Below are 16,387 nucleotides of genomic sequence, written 5' to 3'. Positions count from 1 at the left end.
GGATTTCCAATTCACTGATATCATAGCGTACATATAAATAATTATATTCAGTAATCAATATGCCAAACTTTATGAGAAATGCCATTTCCCTTATTATAATCCTGATTGCGGCTTTTGTTTTCAATCCTGCATGGGGACAATCTGCCAAAATGAGAATTCAGCCCGGAAGGATGTATAATTCCCTGGATACGCTGTATGCACCGAGCTTTGGTTTTTCTTCTCAGGTTCCGGTTGGTTGGATAGGAACTTTGCCCCGAGAAAGTGAGGTTTTTTTATTGACTTCCTCAAATGGCTCCTTCGGCGAGATTTATGTCTTTGGAAGGGCTACGACAGACCTTCAGCAACTTTCGGAACTTTGGAAGCAGGGCGTCGATGTCACAGAATCATTGAAATTGAAAGCAATAGACCCGAAAATTTCAGGACAACTTCTTCAATCCGAAGTCGTGGCGGATGGGGATTATGTACAAAGAAAATCCAGGGCTTTTGCTGCAACCAAATGTGGCAATCAGGGAACCTGTATCACGATCTTGGCGGTAGGGACAGAGGAATCCTATGAAGCTGTTTCAGGTGCTGCTCTTGAATTTTTAGAGAAAGGAACATTTGCTGTCCCATCATTTGAATCTCCCTATGAGAATTTTGATTGGAAAGAATTCCTTTCCAACAAGCTGATGATCACCTATGACCAAGTAGCGGGAGGCGCCCGTCAAACACAAATCAATCTCTGTGAGAACGGGACTTTTTCTGCCAATGTCAAAAAGAGGGGAATAATGAGAAACGTCAATCCTGAATACAAAAACAGGATGTCCGGCACTTGGACCGTAATGGGAGATGGTCCGGAGGCAACCTTGAATTTGACTTTCAACAAAAAAGGATTGAGCCCATTGGCCATCCCGCTGACTTTGAAAGAGGAAGCGCTATTTGTAGGCGAAGAGCGGTATTATGCAAGTGAGGCCACCGGATGTAAAAAATAAGTAAATGGTATCAGAAAGATTTTCCGGGAACTGACATTTCCGGAAAATCATATTTTCCCCACCCTGTTGATGACCTGTGCAAGATAGGTTTCAGGAATTCCTGATTCTTTGCCCCCTTTCAAAATCACTTTCCAATATTCTTCTTTTGGAAAAAGGCCTTCCCTCGTTTCGGTGGAGATAAAAACCAAAGCATTGAGCCTTCCCTTTTTTGTAAATATTTCTTTTTCCACCAAATCATATCCCGGCTCAGAAGTCAGGAAATAAACCATGTCTTCTTTTTTAATTTCGAAGACAAGCCCATACACCGATTCATTTTCACTTGGTACAATGTTGGCCCTTGCAGAACCATCCTGATTGGGATGGTTGAACCGAAATCCATAATGAGGCAATATACCGATACCGATTTTTAGAGGTTTTGTTTGGAGCCTTCCTTCTAAGGTAGTTGTATCCAAGTTGCTCGCATATCCGAAATAATAGAAACTGTCCATTTCCCAATTTAAGATTTGTTAACAGTAATTTCCAAAATTGGGATTAAACCATCTGTCACGGCCTAAGTCTAATCTTCAAATTCACAGCTTATAGATTCCAATGATTTGTCCGGGAAATCAAAATTTCTAAAGCTATCCTTTCAAAAAATTTCTAAAAACAAAATAAAGACATGAAAAAGCTATTGATGATTGCCGCATTATTTACCATGACATTTGCAGGTGCATTTGCGCAAAGAGGCCAAGGAGGTTCAAAAGGAGGTCAACAGAAAGAATCACTGACCGCCGAACAAAGAGCGGATAAAATGACGACCAGGATGACCGAAGAATTGGGTCTTTCTGAGGATCAAAAACAAAAGATCTACAAGATCAACTTAGAGAATGCCCAAAAAAGAGAGGCCCAAAGAGCAGCCTTGGAAGAAGATAGAAAGGCCAAAAGAACAGAAATGCAGGCCCAGAACCAAGTTCAAAACGAACAGATTGAGGCGGTTCTGACTCCTGATCAAAAAACCAAATGGGAGGAAGTCAAAAAAGAAAACCGAAAGGAAATCCAGGAACGTAGTGGAAGCGGAAGAGGTCACCGAGGAGGCAGAGGTTCATCAGGAGGAAAAGGCAGTTCCGGAAGCAATATTTAAAACAGATTGATTGGGTTTATTTGTAACGAAAAAGCAGGCTATTGGCCTGCTTTTTTTTTATGAACTTCTTAATTTCTATCTCCGGAAGAAGGTGATTGGACCTGTGCACAGTGCGTTGGGTGGGCATGGGCCAAAATCCAACACCAATTGAGACTTTCTTTCTTTTAGAGATATTGTTATTTCTGTTTCCCTGTTCCAGTCTCCTCCGACAAGTTTATCCATTCCAGTATACCAAACCGTACTTCCTTCAGGAATTGTTAAAAACTCTTTTTCTTGAAGAGATAGGGTATTCCCTGCCAATGAATACGTTCCGCTAGTGAGAGAATTATATCCAAAATCAATGTTGGAATCCTGTTGTCGTGCGGTCACCCTAAGTTCAAATGTGCCGTCTTCATTGAATTCATATGCCTGAACTAAGAAGAGTTCTGATTCCTCCCAATAGGAACTCAGTTCCCATGTTCCATGAAGATTTTCCTGATTGAAATCGTTGTCATCAATACTACAGGAAAGCGTAATGCAGAGGATAGTAGCTATAGCAAGTGAAGATGATAATTTCATAGGTTCTACAAGTTATGGTTTTTGGTAAGGACGTAATCAATTAAAAGGATGTCCTGATTGATGTTCATTTTTTTGAAAATGTTCATACAGAATGTTTTGCAAGATGGATTCATTGGGTTTTTATCAAAATTTTCAAATGTAACAAACCAAAAAGAGCAGGCCACCGACCTGCTCTTTCTGATTAGATTGCTAAAAAATCATAACAATCACAAACTAAACTTATTATCACGCTTACTCTTATTCTAGGCTTATTGCTTCATTGGATTCAATTATGGATTTGTTGCTCCACTTCATAATATCCTTCATCTTTTCTTGGTAATACAGAGTTGCCCTGAAGGAATCCATCGACTTTGACTGCCGCTTCCCTTCCTTCGGATATGGCCCATACGACCAGAGATTGACCTCTTCGCATATCACCGGCAAGGAATACTTTCTTATTTGTGCTTTGGTATTCTTTTGATATTGGAAGTGTATTGTCCATGGTCTGTACTCCAAATGCCTCAAGCAAGCCATTCTGTGCCGGACCTCCATACCCGATAGCGATGAAGGCTAGGTCGCAAGGGACTGTCCTCGTTGTTCCCGGAACTTCTACAAACTGCATTCTGCCGTTTTGTTCTTTCCATTCCAGATCTACCAATACCAACCCTGTGACTTCCCCTTTGTCATTTCCGACAAATTCCTTTGTCAATACAGAGAATACCCGATCCGCACCTTCTTCGTGAGAACTTGAGGTCTTCAAAGTCATCGGCCATTCCGGCCAAGGATTCAGTACTGTTCTTTGCTTGGGAGGTTTGGGCAGCAATTCCAATTGGGTGATGCTCGCAGCACCATGCCTGTTGGAGGTGCCGATACAGTCACTTCCGGTGTCACCGCCACCGATGACAAGGACATGTTTTCCTTCCGCCGAAATCGGATTTGAGGGAATTTCTCCTGCGATGACCTGATTTTGTTTCCCGAGAAATTCCATCGCAAAATGGACTCCCTTTAGGTTGGATCCTTTTATTTTAAGTTCCCTTGGCTGCTGTGCCCCTGTGGAAAGTACAACTGCGTCAAAATTCCGCAGGATATTTTCGGCTTTGATATTGAAACCGACTTCAGTACCTGTACTGAAAATCACCCCTTCTTTTTCCATTATTTCTACCCTGCGGTCAATGACCCATTTCTCGAGTTTGAAATCAGGAATCCCATACCGTAGCAATCCACCGACTTTTTTGTCTTTTTCAAAAAGAGTGACTTCATGTCCGGCCTGATTGAGTTGGTCGGCGGCTGCCAATCCTGCAGGGCCCGAACCGATCACAGCTACTTTAAAACCTGTTTTAACTGTTGGCATCTTTGGCTTGACAAAGCCAAGCTCATAAGCTTTTTCCGCAATGTTTTTTTCGATGAGTTCAATGGCCACCGGATCTTTGTTGATACCAAGTACACAAGAACCCTCACAGGGTGCAGGACATATTCTTCCTGTAAATTCCGGAAAGTTGTTTGTACTTCTCAAAATCTGGAAGGCTTCTTCCCATTCATTCCTGTATACCGCGTCATTGAAATCAGGTATGATATTTCCCAACGGGCATCCCTGATGACAAAACGGAACACCACAATCCATGCACCTTGCGGCCTGATGGTTGAGTTTTTCTCCGTCAAACGGCTTATAGATTTCCTTATAATCGTGTATCCTTTCTTCCGGGTTTCTGGATTCCGGAAGCTCTCTTTTAAATAAAATAAATCCCTCTTTAGCTCCCATCTTACACCAATGTTGTTGATTTTTCCAATGCTTTCTTTCTCAAAACTTCTTTGTAATCCCTTGGAATCACTTTTAGGAAACGTTCCCTGTATTCATCCCAATTGTCGAGATATTCGATTGCCAATTGGCTATTGGTAAATGAAACGTGTTTGTTGAGTTGTTCTTTGATGGTTACATAATCATCCTCGTTCAATGGATCGAGATCCACCATTTCCTGATTGATCAGGTGGATATAATCCTTTAGGATGTAGGCGATACCCCCACTCATACCTGCGCCAAAGTTCCTGCCGATCTCACCGAGGTTGATCACAAGTCCTCCGGTCATGTATTCACAGCCATGGTCGCCGATACCTTCTATGACAGCAGCCACTCCGGAATTTCTCACACAGAATCTTTCTCCTCCTTTTCCATTGATATAAGCTTCTCCAGAGGTAGCACCGTAAAATGCCACGTTGCCAATAATGATGTTTTCGTGGGCAAGGAAGTTGGCATTACGGCTAGGATACACAATCAGTTTTCCTCCAGAAAGCCCTTTTCCGAAGTAATCATTGGATTCTCCTTCGAGCTCAAAAGTCACTCCTTTTGTCAGAAAACCTCCGAATGTCTGTCCTGCTGATCCTGAGAAATTGAAATGAATCGTATCTTCAGGCAAACCCGGACTTCCATAAATTTTGGATATCTCGTTAGACAGCATCGCACCGACAGTCCTGTCTGTATTGTTGATTTTGAATGTACCGATTACAGGGCTTGCTTGTTCCAAAGCTGGAATAGCAGCTTGGATCAATTGTCTGTCTAAGACATTTTTCAGATCAAATTCCTGATCAATCTGCTTGTGGATACCGACATGGTCAGGAACTTCCACTTTGTGGAAGATCGGACTCAAATCTATTTTGTCCCATTTCCAATGATTCATATGCCCTGTGGCTTTCAGCACGTCACTTTGTCCGACCATTTCGGATATGGTGCTGAATCCGAGTGAAGCCATGATTTCTCTGAGGTCCTGCGCCAAAAACATAAAGTAATTGACCACATGGTCAGGATCTCCGGTAAAGAGTTTTCTCAGTTCAGGATCCTGGGTTGCAACACCCACAGGGCAGGTGTTCAGATGGCATTTACGCATCATGATGCAGCCTTCCACTACCAATGCTCCTGTTGAGATTCCCCATTCCTCAGCACCAAGCAAAGTGGCTATAGCAATATCCCTTCCTGTTCTCAGTTGTCCGTCGGTCTGTAATACCACACGGCTACGTAAGTTATTTTTGACTAATGTCTGATGCGCCTCAGACAATCCAAGTTCCCAAGGCAATCCGGCGTGTCTGATCGAACTCAAAGGCGATGCTCCTGTGCCTCCATCTGCGCCTGAAATCAGAATCACATCTGACATAGCTTTGGCGACGCCTGCAGCTACCGTTCCGACACCTGCCTGTGATACCAGCTTGACATTGATCCGCGCTTTTCTGTTTGCATTTTTTAAGTCAAAGATCAGCTGAGCCAAATCCTCGATGGAATAAATATCGTGGTGCGGAGGTGGGGAAATCAACCCCACTCCAGGAGTCGAGTGCCTTACCCTTCCGATCCATTCATCAACTTTATGTCCGGGCAGCTGACCGCCTTCTCCCGGTTTTGCACCTTGGGCCATTTTGATCTGAAGCTCGGCGGCATTAGTCAGGTAATTACTTGTGACTCCAAATCTTCCGGATGCGACCTGCTTGATGGCAGACCTTTCCCAATCACCGTTTTCTTTTTTCTCGAATCGGATTTCATCTTCTCCCCCTTCTCCGCTGTTGCTTTTGGCACCGATCCTATTCATGGCAATAGCCAAAGTAGAATGGGCTTCATGTGAAATAGACCCAAATGACATTGCACCCGTGGCAAAACGCTTCAGGATGGATTCAACAGGTTCTACCTCATCTATCGGTATAGAGATTCTTTTCTTGAATTCGAACAATCCCCTAAGCGTCAAAGCATCTTTTGTTTGGTCGTTGATTTTCTGGGCAAACTTCTTGTACATCCCATAATCATTGAGCTTGGTGGATTTCTGTAACAGGTGGATCGTTTCAGGATTGAACATGTGTTTTTCACCACGTCTTTTCCACTGATACACTCCCCCGGTTTCCAAAATCGGGCTTTCGGTTTCATAGGCAGCATGGTGACGGATAAGCACCTCTTCGGCCAATTCATCAAATGAAATCCCCGAAATCCTGCTGACAGTCCCTTTAAAGCACCTGTCAATAACTTCAGGTCCAAGACCGATGGCTTCAAAGATCTGGGAACCCTGATATGACTGTAAAGTACTGATTCCCATTTTGGAAAGGACTTTCAACAGCCCGCTGCCTACCGCCTTCTGGAAATTATAGAAAAGCTGATTTTGGGGAATGTCTTTTGCAAACGCCCCTTTTTCATTCAGGTGAATGAGGGATTCCAATGCCAGATAAGGATTGATGGCCGATGCGCCATATCCGATCACTGTCGCAAAATGATGTGTTTCCCGGATGTCTCCGGCTTCCACTACCAAACCTGCACGGGTTCTGAGCTTCTTTTTAACCAAATGATGGTGTACTGCGCCGATAGCTAACAATGTTGGGATCGGAGCTTTAGAATCAGTACTGTTGCGATCAGAAATAATGATGATATTTTTACCGGCATAGATAGCACCTTCTGCTTCTTTGCACAGATGGTTCAAAGCCTCCAATAGCCTGCCCGGCTGATGGTCAGTTTCAAAATGAGCATATAATGTCACCGTCCTGTATCCCTGATCTTCTAGATGTTTGATCTTTTCCAGGTCTTCGTTGAGTAAGACAGGTTGGGAAATGTGGATTTGCCTTGTGTGACGTGGACTTTCGGCCAGGATATTGTGGCTTTCCCCGATTCTTGTAAACAATGACATGACCAATCTTTCTCTGATCGGATCAATCGGCGGGTTACTGACCTGGGCAAACAGTTGCTTGAAGTAATTGGATATATGTTGGCTTTGTTTTGAAAGAACAGCCAATGGAGTATCTGCTCCCATTGAACCGACAGCTTCATATCCCGCTTCACCCATTGGGGAAAGGATTACTTTCAATTCCTCAGAAGTATACCCGAATATAGTTTGGCGTTTTTTGATTTCTTCTGTAGTGTAAGGATGCTCTAATTTTTCCGGATCTGGCATCATCCTGAGCTTGAGACGTTCCTCTCTTACCCAAGTTTCGTATGGTTTATTGTCGCAGACGGAGGATTTGATTTCATCATCGAAGGAAATTTTACCTTTTTCCAGATCTGCCCAAAGCATTCTTCCGGGGCTGATTCGTCCTTTTTCTTTGATGGTTGCTTCCCGGATGGGCAGAGCACCTGCCTCAGAAGATAGAATCAACCTGTCATCCGTGGTAATGAAATACCGGAGAGGCCGCAGACCATTTCTGTCCAAGGTCGCCCCGAGGGATTTACCATCTGTAAACAATAGCGCTGCAGGACCGTCCCAAGGTTCCATTAAAGAAGCATGAAATTTATAGAATGCCTTGCGGTCTTTGTCCATCATTTGATTGTCCTGCCAAGCTTCTGGAACCATCATCATCATCACATGGGGAAGGGTTCGGCCACTTAATGTCAGCAACTCCACCATCGCATCGAGATTGGCGCTATCCGAATTTTTCTTGTTGGTGATCGGCATCAGCTTTGAAAGCTCGTCATCGGTGAAGAAAACCGAACGCATCAATGTCTCCTTGGACTTCATTTTATTGAGGTTACCGCGGATGGTATTGATTTCACCGTTATGAGAAAGGTATCGGAATGGCTGTGCCAATCGCCAGTTTGGGAAAGTATTGGTCGAAAACCTGGAATGGACGATGGCCAAACCGGACGTGATATTTTTATTTTGAAGGTCTTTGTAAAAAGGAAGGACCTGATCGGTTCTCAGCTGACCTTTATAAATCAATGTAAATGCAGAAAAACTTGCAAAGTAAAAGGCCGAATTGACTCCGGGAATCGCCAGGTTGATGGTTTTGGAGGAATAATTTCTCAAAACATACAGCTTACGCTCCAGCTCTAGGCCACTTAGTCCGTTTTTGTGGGTGACAAAGACCATCTCAATATTGGGCATCACATCCAAAGCACCGGATCCGGGAACAGTTTCATCTACAGGTACATTTCTGTATCCGATAAGATTGAAGCCCAATTCATCAATGATTTGGTTAAGCTGTTCTTTTGATTTTTTGTAGAGCTGCCTGTTTTTAGGAAAAAAAGTCATTCCCACGCCATAGCTTCCCTGTTCCGGCAATTGAAAACCTGCTCTAGCTGTTACCTCTCTGAGAAAGGAATGGGGGATCTGTATCAAGATACCTGCGCCATCGCCGGTCTTTGGATCACTACCCCGGCCGCCTCTATGTTCCATGTTGCTAAGCATAAAGAGCGCATCGCTGATTGTCTCATGGCTTTTGACGCCTTTGACATTCACTACAGCTCCAATACCGCAGGAATCATGTTCAAATTCCTCATGATAAAGTCCGTTATTCATTATAATCAGGTTTAATAGGTTTTAAAGATATTGTTGCGAAAATTACAAAAAAAATTATATTTTTTAAGATACAAGCAACGAAACAGGCTTATAAATACATAGTTTGTACTTAAATGTAGTAATGATTACATTTAATAAAAATTTTTATTTGGTAAAAATTCAAATCATATTTTACCTAATTAACAAAATTTAGCGGAAAACAAGTGTTCTTTTTGTTAAGAAATACAAAATTACTCGGGAAAATTTGGAATGATGGTTTATCAAAAAAATCTGAATTTTTTTTAAAAATTTTTATATCGTATTATTTAGAAGAGAATCTCTGGAAAATCATCAAGACTTAAAAAGGAAGAATAATAAGTATATAAATAAAAAATGTACAGAATAATATTCTTTCAAAAAAATCGATTAATCCACATTATTCCCTCCATTTTCCTTCTCATTGCCGAGGATCCGGACTTTCACCTTTTTGATTCTTTTGGTGTCAACTGCCAAGATGGTAAATTCAAATTGTTCGAATACAATTTTGGTTCCGTTTTTGGGGAAGCTGGAGTTAATTTCCAATAATAGTCCGCCAAGGGATTCGCTTTCACCTTTGACTTCATCAAACAGTTGTTGGTCAAGGTCCAGCTTTTTGCAGAAATCATTCAGGGAAATTTTCCCCTCAAAAATAAACGTGGAAGGATCTATTTCCTTGAAATAATAATCTTCAATATCATCAAATTCATCGTTGATTTCACCGATGATTTCTTCGATCAGGTCTTCAAGTGTGACCAATCCGGAGGTTCCACCATACTCATCGACGACAATGGCCATATGAACCCTTTTTTTCTGAAAATCCTTGAGCAAGGTATCCACCTTTTTGTTTTCAGGAACAAAAAAACCTTTTCGGATCAAGGCATGCCATTCAAAATTCTCATCCTGATCGATGTGGGGAAGGAGGTCTTTGATGTATAAAATCCCTTCCACATTGTCGATAGTTTCTTTAAATACAGGAATTCTTGAGTAGCCACTCTTATTGATTTTATCCATCAATTCATGGAAATCCGTGTCGATTTCAATGGCTGTGATATCCATTCGGGACTGCATGACTTGCTTCACTGAAAGCGTCCCAAAGTTTACAATTCCTTTCAGAATGTCTTTTTCTTCCTCAGAAGTGTCTTCAGTTGTAATTTCAAGTGCCTGATTGAGTTCGTCTACCGACAGAGAATATCCCTTTTTTACAATCCTTCTTTCTACCACATTACTGATAGCCGTCAAAAAAGCCGATAATGGTTTTAAGAAAACCGAGAAAAAATAAAGGACAGGCGCCATCATAAGCGATAGCTCAATTTTGGCTTTGGTAGCATAGACCTTGGGAACGATCTCACCAAAGAACACAATAGCAAAAGTGACACCGATAGTCTGTACCAAAATCACTATGATCCCTGTGGCATCGGATCCAAAAAACTTCCATGCAATGAAAGTTGTCAGGGTGACTATGCCGATATTGATAAGGTTATTGAGGATCAGAATGGTGCTAAGTAATTTTTTGGGAGACTCTACCAGCAAAATAACTTTGGTCGCTCTAGAATCCACTTTTTCGTCAAATGAAGCAATATCATCGGAATTCAAAGAAAAAAACGCCACCTCTGAGCCCGAAACCAGCCCTGAGCTAATCAAAAGCAAAACAAAAATTACAGAATTAAACAATATATAACCGGCTGAAACCTCTACGATTTCAGCCAGCAAAATAAGACTCGGGTACGGGTCATCCATTAATTCCAAAATATGATCGATGTAAAATTAATCAAATCCTAAGGAATTTTTCAACTTTTTGATTTAGAAGGGCAAATCATCGTCTTCCATCGGCGGTTCACTGACGGTTGAAGGCTGGTTTGACGTCATGTTGGTACTGTAATTTGGTGCAGCAGCAGGTGCGCTTCCTCCACCATCAGGCTTGCCTCCGAGCATGGTAAAACTCAAAACCCTGATTTTGGTTCGTTTCCTGTTTTGGCCTTGGTCATCCTGCCATGTGTCAGATTTGATTTTGCCTTCTACAAAAAGTTGCATTCCTTTTTTCAAGTACTGTTCCGCGATCCGGGCCTGTCCGTCCCAAAGCTCCAAATCATGCCATTCCGTGTTTTCAACACGGTTTCCTGACTTGTCTTTATAGGCTTCAGTGGTCGCAAGCCTAAGGTTTGCTACCACTTTGTCTCCCTCCAAATGCTTCACTTCAGGATCTGCTCCCAAGTTGCCTACTAAAATGACTTTGTTTACTCCGGCCATATTGCTATTTGTTTATATTGTTAACGAAAACTTTGTCTTTAATTTAATGATTATTTTTGATCCTCCAAAAATTTTAGAATCAATCGTGGTTTTCCCAATTGTTCTAATTTTTCGAAGCTTACCACTTGAAAGCCGTTTTTCTCAGTCCAAGCTTGAAGCGCGGTACGGTTTTGTTTTAGAACTGTTACCGATACAAAGTTGGCGAAAATTCTCTGATGGGTAAGGATATGCTTGTACCACTTTTTAGGTTCAGGGACAGAGATTGTCATAAAATCTCCGATTTCTTCCAAAAATCCAGGTTGGTCCTGACTTCCATTTTGTCCTAATAATTCTTCCATAGGAAAATCATAGAGTCCTTGCCAAATATCTCCTTCTCCTCTCCTGCGGACCACCACTTCATGGTCACATATTATAAAGGCATATCTGAAATACCTTTCTTTGATTTTTAGCTTTTTTATTTTGACAGGAAGTGAATCTACCAAGTCGTTTTTGAAAGAAAAACAGCCGGACTTCAAGGGACAGTGACTGCAATCCGGATTTTTTGGAACACACTGCAAGGCGCCGAATTCCATGATGGCCTGATTGAATTCTGCCGGTCGGTCTTTTGGAATAAGCGTATTCGCCAAGGCTTCGAATTCTTTTTTTCCTGAATTTCCTGCAATGTCAGTGGCGATGCCAAAGTACCTGGCCAACACCCTGAAAACATTGCCATCCACAACAGCCACCGGTTCATCAAAGGCAAAAGAAGCAATGGCTGCTGCGGTATAACTGCCCACACCTTTTAATTGAAGCAGGGATTGGTAATTAGCCGGAAAGACGCCGCTATGGATATCTCTGATGTCTTTGGCACAGCGGTGGAGGTTACGAGCGCGGCTATAATAGCCCAAACCCTGCCAAAGCCGCATGACCGTTTCCTCAGGCGCATTGGCCAAATCTTCCACATTTGGGAAGTTTTCTAAAAATTTTTCAAAATAAGGAAGGCCTTGGGCCACTCTTGTCTGCTGAAGAATAATTTCAGACAACCAAATGATATATGGGTTATTGGTGTTTCTCCATGGCAAATCACGCTTATTATGGGGGTACCACTCTAATAAAGTATGGACAAACGGGTCGGAAATCAAAATCTATGCAGTTAAGGTGTTATGGCAATGTTAAACATTTCAATCTAATTTTGGGCATTTTGTTTTTATATTGGATTGCTTCCTTTAAATTTGCAGTCCCAAAAATAGTTGGTTAATAGGTCGTTAAGCTTATTCGATAATAAATTAAATTCATTAAACAGTGACTAAAGCAGAAGTAATCACCAAGATTTCGGAAAAAACCGGCATCCAGAAAGACGATGTAACTCAGACAATTGAGGCATTCTTCAAAGTGGTAAAAGATTCCATGGCGGAGGGAGATAATATTTATGTAAGAGGCTTTGGCAGCTTTGTGAATAAAAAGAGAGCTAAGAAAATAGCTCGTAACATCTCTAAAAACACAGCGATCGTGATCGAAGAGCACTTTGTGCCATCTTTCAAACCTTCAAAAGTGTTCATTGAAAAAATCAAAAACAGTAAGAAAATCAAAGAACTAGCACCTCAGGATTAATCCTGAGTGCTTTTTTCCTTATGAAAAAATCCCAAATTCTAGTTCTAATCCTTGGGGTAGCCACGATTACGGTACTGTATTTTCTTCCGCGTGTGGTGGTTGACAATGAGGAGGGTAACACCCAAATCACCGAAGAACAGACTTCTGCGCCAGCTACAACCGAGGAAATGCATGACGCGCCGATGGATGCCGCGGATAGAAATGTTCTCGACGGATTGTTATCTGAGCTAGAAAAACAGGATGATAAGGAGAAGATCGGCTCTCTGTCAGAAGAAATTGCCTCCCTTTACATCAAAGCGGGCAAATTTGACAGCGCTGCATACACCTTTGATCGGGCTGCTGCAAAACTTGAAACTCCAGAAAGCTGGGAAAAAGCAGGGGCTGCTTATTATGAAGCCTACACTTTTGCCCTAGATCAAGAAAAAGTTTCTCTTCTTGCAGAAAAAACCCGTACTTACCTCACCAAAGTTTTGGAGAAAGATCCAAAACGCCTTGACCTGAAAACCAAAATGGCGATGACATACGTCTCTTCCGCCAACCCGATGCAGGGAATCACCATGCTGAGGGAGGTATTGGAAGAAGATCCAACCAATGAAGATGGTCTTTTCAATATGGGTGTCTTATCAATGCAGTCAGGTCAATACAAAAGAGCTGCTGAAAGATTTGAAGAATTGGTAAAACACCATCCTGACAATGTACAGGGCCAGTTTTATCTTGGCGTAAGCTACTTCGAATCCAAGCAAAACAACAAAGCAAAACAGCAATTCGAGTTGGTTCAAAACATGAGTAAAGACCCTATGGTTTTGGCAAGTGTAGAGGGTTACCTTGATAGGCTATAAATAATTGTTCAACTTTAAATCCTTAAAACTATGCCTTGCGGTAAAAAAAGAAAGAGACATAAAATCGCTACGCACAAGCGTAAGAAAAGACTTAGAAAAAACAGACATAAGAAGAAGTAATACACTTCTTCTTTTTGAGTTTTTACACTAAACGTTCATTTACATCATATAAAAACAGACACGATTGAGCACAGAATTATTAATCGATTCTGCTCAGAACGGTAGTCGGATTGCCCTTCTCAAAGACAAAAACCTGGTAGAAATCCACTCAGAAGGTGGAGAAAATCAGTTCAAAGTCGGAGATATTTATTTGGGTACGGTCCGTAAAATTGTCAATGGTCTCAACGCCGCCTTCATCGATGTCGGTTATGAAAAGGATGCTTTCCTGCATTATCAGGATTTGGGTCCCCAAATCACAAGCCTAAACAAGTTTACAAAACTCGTACGCAACAATAATTATCCCAACTTGAATCTTAAAGGATTTGAGAAAGAACCTGATATAGAAAAACTTGGAAAAATTTCCAATGTGCTGACTAAAGGAAATCAGGTTTTGGTGCAGGTGGTCAAAGAGCCCATCTCTACCAAAGGCCCGAGATTATCGTGCGAGCTCTCCATCGCAGGTCGCTACTTGGTATTAGTCCCGTTTTCAGATACAGTCAACGTGTCCAAAAAGATACGCAGCGCTGAAGAAAGAAAAAGGCTGGTACGCTTAATTACCTCCATCAAGCCGGCCAATTTTGGTGTCATCATCAGAACGGTAGCTGAAAGTCAGTCAGTTTTAGAACTTGACAAAGACCTCAGAAACCTACTGTCGACCTGGGAAGAAGGCATGAAAAAACTGGCTAAGGCCAAAGGACGCGACAAAGTAATTGGAGAAATGAGCATGGCTTCCTCTATCATCAGAGACCTGCTCAACGAATCATTCGATGCAATCACCGTAGAGGATGAATTGACCTATGATCAAATCAGGTCTTACATCAGATCTATTGCCCCTGAAAAGGAAAAAATTGTGAAGCTTTACAACGGTAAAGCAAAGCTCTTTGAAAGTTTTGGAATAGAAAAGCAAATCAAAAGCTTGTTTGGTCAGACGATAAGTCTTCCACAGGGCGGTTATGTCATTATCGAACATACCGAAGCCCTTCACGTCATCGACGTCAACAGTGGAAACAAGTCCAACCAAGAAAGCGATCAGGAAACAACAGCATTGAAAACCAACCTGGTCGCAGCAAAAGAAATTGCACGACAGCTTCGCCTCCGGGATATGGGGGGAATCATCGTCATCGACTTCATCGACATGAAAAAGGCCGACAATAAAAAGGCCATTTATGATGCCATGAGGGAAGAGATGAAAGATGACAGGTCAAAAAACACCGTTTTGCCATTGACCAAATTTGGTCTGATGCAGATTACAAGGCAGCGCGTGAGACCCGAAGTCAACATTGTCACCAAAGAAACCTGTCCGTCATGTAACGGTACCGGCAAGATTCAGGCCTCCATCTTGGTGGCCGATCAATTGGAAAAAGACCTCGAGCATATTGCTACTATCCAGAATGTTTCCAACATCCAGATCGGATTACACCCTTACCTGTATGCGTACTTCACGCATGGAGTCATCTCTCAGAGAGTAAGGTGGTTTTTCAAATACTTTAAGTGGGTAAAGCTGACTAAAGACTCTTCACTCCCGGTGACGGAGTACAAATTCCTGGACGACTCAGGAGAAGAAATAGAACTAACTGTAAAAAGCGAGACCGAATAGGTCTCGCTTTTTTTTTGGATTTCATATTTTTATTGAATAGAATTTTTCCATTTGTAGCGATGAAAAAACTTAAAAAGTGAATTGTCGGTAGGATAATGACAGGTGTTTCAATTTTATGAATCACTTTTTTTACTAACCTGAAAATTAATTTTGTCCGGAGAGGTTGTATAAAATTGTTGGGTCAGGTGATATATTTTTCCTTCCAGATCAACCAAAAATATGGTGTATTGCCACTTTTTAACCTCATCAGTTGGTTGGAAGGATGATCCGCCTAAAGTACCGGGTTGTCCAGGTAGTCCTGGACCAGAAGCCATTCCCCCATGAAGGAATTTCACTTCTTCAGCAAAGACCAGAATTTCGCCTCCCGGTTCAACTTCCACGATTTTGGATGGAATTCCCCAATCCGAAATCAGTTTTTCTTTGGATGAACCTACCCACTTGTTCATTAATTTTTTTTGCCCTGTACAAGAAGCGAGCAATAGGATAGCAAAAATTGGGATCAACCTTTTCATATGAAGTCAAGGAAGGAATTTGAAAATTTATCAATTTTCTGACTCTTCGGAATCCTACACGTATCCAAATATAGTTTGTCAACTGGTGTCAAAGGTTTTTTTGAGTGGATTCGATGATGTTTCTTGGATAAAAATACATAAAGCCATGAACATCTTCGAGTTTGTCACACATTTTCCAAATGAAGAGAGCTGTGAATATCATCTGAAACTCCACAGGGAAAGGACCGGTATCTATTGTAAGACCTGTCAGATAATATCAAAACATTACTGGTTTTCGGGAAAGAAATTCTTTGAATGTAGTAAATGCAGGAGAAGGACATCACTCAAAGCCGGTACAGTTATGGAATCAAGCAACCTGTCTCTACATACTTGGTTTACAGCGTTTCTTTTGATGTCTGCGACCAAGAAGGGCTTTTCCTGTCTTGAATTTCAGCGTCAGTTAGGTTTGAAGAGATATGAAACAGCATTTAACCTTATGCATAAGATTAGAACTGTAATGGGGAAAAGAGACGGTTTGTATCTCCTCAAAGGAATGGTAGAGTATGA

General features: G+C 41.8%; 14 protein-coding genes. 6 read left to right on the top strand and 8 right to left on the bottom strand.

Annotated elements, in window-relative coordinates:
* Positions 1-71 precede the first annotated feature (71 nt).
* The gene (locus MMU05_RS18995; RefSeq protein ID WP_241143246.1) at positions 72-971 is read left to right on the top strand and encodes a hypothetical protein; all 900 of its coding nucleotides are present in this window, start codon (positions 72-74) and stop codon (positions 969-971) included.
* Positions 972-1,018: 47 nt separating this feature from the next.
* Here the strand turns inward: MMU05_RS18995 and MMU05_RS18990 are convergent, their stop codons facing one another.
* On the bottom strand, positions 1,019-1,459 hold the full coding sequence (locus MMU05_RS18990) for a gamma-glutamylcyclotransferase family protein (protein WP_241143245.1): 441 nt from the start codon (positions 1,457-1,459) through the stop codon (positions 1,019-1,021).
* Between the two features lie 170 nt (positions 1,460-1,629).
* On the opposite strand from MMU05_RS18990, the gene MMU05_RS18985 reads away from it, so the two are divergent.
* On the top strand, positions 1,630-2,091 hold the full coding sequence (locus MMU05_RS18985) for a DUF4890 domain-containing protein (RefSeq protein WP_241143244.1): 462 nt from the start codon (positions 1,630-1,632) through the stop codon (positions 2,089-2,091).
* Positions 2,092-2,166: 75 nt separating this feature from the next.
* Here the strand turns inward: MMU05_RS18985 and MMU05_RS18980 are convergent, their stop codons facing one another.
* The 6 genes from MMU05_RS18980 to mutY form a co-directional block, all read right to left on the bottom strand.
* The gene (locus MMU05_RS18980; RefSeq protein WP_241143243.1) at positions 2,167-2,649 is read right to left on the bottom strand and encodes a lipocalin-like domain-containing protein; all 483 of its coding nucleotides are present in this window, start codon (positions 2,647-2,649) and stop codon (positions 2,167-2,169) included.
* Between the two features lie 265 nt (positions 2,650-2,914).
* On the bottom strand, positions 2,915-4,387 hold the full coding sequence (locus MMU05_RS18975; RefSeq protein WP_241143242.1) for a glutamate synthase subunit beta: 1,473 nt from the start codon (positions 4,385-4,387) through the stop codon (positions 2,915-2,917).
* Between the two features lies 1 nt (position 4,388).
* On the bottom strand, positions 4,389-8,879 hold the full coding sequence (gltB, locus tag MMU05_RS18970; protein ID WP_241143241.1) for a glutamate synthase large subunit: 4,491 nt from the start codon (positions 8,877-8,879) through the stop codon (positions 4,389-4,391).
* A 405-nt stretch (positions 8,880-9,284) separates the two neighbouring features.
* Positions 9,285-10,634, bottom strand: a complete 1,350-nt coding sequence (gldE, locus tag MMU05_RS18965; protein WP_241143240.1) for a gliding motility-associated protein GldE — start codon at positions 10,632-10,634, stop codon at positions 9,285-9,287.
* Positions 10,635-10,697: 63 nt separating this feature from the next.
* The gene (locus MMU05_RS18960; RefSeq protein WP_241143239.1) at positions 10,698-11,144 is read right to left on the bottom strand and encodes a single-stranded DNA-binding protein; all 447 of its coding nucleotides are present in this window, start codon (positions 11,142-11,144) and stop codon (positions 10,698-10,700) included.
* A 50-nt stretch (positions 11,145-11,194) separates the two neighbouring features.
* Positions 11,195-12,205 carry an A/G-specific adenine glycosylase gene (gene mutY / locus MMU05_RS18955; RefSeq protein ID WP_418884483.1) on the bottom strand — a complete coding sequence of 337 codons (1,011 nt, stop codon included), beginning with the start codon at positions 12,203-12,205 and terminating at the stop codon, positions 11,195-11,197.
* Positions 12,206-12,425: 220 nt separating this feature from the next.
* Between mutY and MMU05_RS18950 the strand changes: the two genes are divergently transcribed.
* From MMU05_RS18950 to MMU05_RS18940, 3 genes are all read left to right on the top strand, one after another.
* Complete coding sequence (locus MMU05_RS18950; protein ID WP_241143237.1) at positions 12,426-12,734, top strand: HU family DNA-binding protein; 309 nt, start codon at positions 12,426-12,428, stop codon at positions 12,732-12,734.
* 20 nt (positions 12,735-12,754) lie between these two features.
* The gene (locus tag MMU05_RS18945; RefSeq protein WP_241143236.1) at positions 12,755-13,573 is read left to right on the top strand and encodes a tetratricopeptide repeat protein; all 819 of its coding nucleotides are present in this window, start codon (positions 12,755-12,757) and stop codon (positions 13,571-13,573) included.
* Positions 13,574-13,757: 184 nt separating this feature from the next.
* Entirely contained in the window at positions 13,758-15,329 is a 1,572-nt protein-coding gene (locus MMU05_RS18940) for an Rne/Rng family ribonuclease (protein ID WP_241143235.1), read from the top strand.
* 113 nt (positions 15,330-15,442) lie between these two features.
* Here MMU05_RS18940 and MMU05_RS18935 read toward each other — a convergent pair whose 3' ends face one another.
* The gene (locus tag MMU05_RS18935) at positions 15,443-15,775 is read right to left on the bottom strand and encodes a hypothetical protein (protein WP_241143234.1); all 333 of its coding nucleotides are present in this window, start codon (positions 15,773-15,775) and stop codon (positions 15,443-15,445) included.
* 211 nt (positions 15,776-15,986) lie between these two features.
* On the opposite strand from MMU05_RS18935, the gene MMU05_RS18930 reads away from it, so the two are divergent.
* The coding region (locus MMU05_RS18930) for a transposase (protein ID WP_472843691.1) at positions 15,987-16,387 on the top strand (401 nt) is incomplete at its 3' end.

It is taken from the genome of Cognataquiflexum rubidum (assembly GCF_022538115.1).
Classification (GTDB): domain Bacteria; phylum Bacteroidota; class Bacteroidia; order Cytophagales; family Cyclobacteriaceae; genus Cognataquiflexum; species Cognataquiflexum rubidum.
This window is presented reverse-complemented; position numbering and strand designations above follow the sequence as displayed.

Bases quoted from the DNA above. Each gene is read 5' to 3' on its own strand.
- gltB (WP_241143241.1), bottom strand. From the start codon at position 8,879: ATGAATAACGGACTTTATCATGAGGAATTTGAACATGATTCCTGCGGT.
- gldE (WP_241143240.1), bottom strand. From the start codon at position 10,634: ATGGATGACCCGTACCCGAGTCTTATTTTGCTGGCTGAAATCGTAGAG.
- MMU05_RS18985 (WP_241143244.1), top strand. From the start codon at position 1,630: ATGAAAAAGCTATTGATGATTGCCGCATTATTTACCATGACATTTGCA.
- MMU05_RS18975 (WP_241143242.1), bottom strand. From the start codon at position 4,387: ATGGGAGCTAAAGAGGGATTTATTTTATTTAAAAGAGAGCTTCCGGAA.
- MMU05_RS18945 (WP_241143236.1), top strand. From the start codon at position 12,755: ATGAAAAAATCCCAAATTCTAGTTCTAATCCTTGGGGTAGCCACGATT.
- MMU05_RS18980 (WP_241143243.1), bottom strand. From the start codon at position 2,649: ATGAAATTATCATCTTCACTTGCTATAGCTACTATCCTCTGCATTACG.
- MMU05_RS18960 (WP_241143239.1), bottom strand. From the start codon at position 11,144: ATGGCCGGAGTAAACAAAGTCATTTTAGTAGGCAACTTGGGAGCAGAT.
- MMU05_RS18935 (WP_241143234.1), bottom strand. From the start codon at position 15,775: ATGAACAAGTGGGTAGGTTCATCCAAAGAAAAACTGATTTCGGATTGG.
- MMU05_RS18995 (WP_241143246.1), top strand. From the start codon at position 72: ATGAGAAATGCCATTTCCCTTATTATAATCCTGATTGCGGCTTTTGTT.
- MMU05_RS18990 (WP_241143245.1), bottom strand. From the start codon at position 1,459: ATGGACAGTTTCTATTATTTCGGATATGCGAGCAACTTGGATACAACT.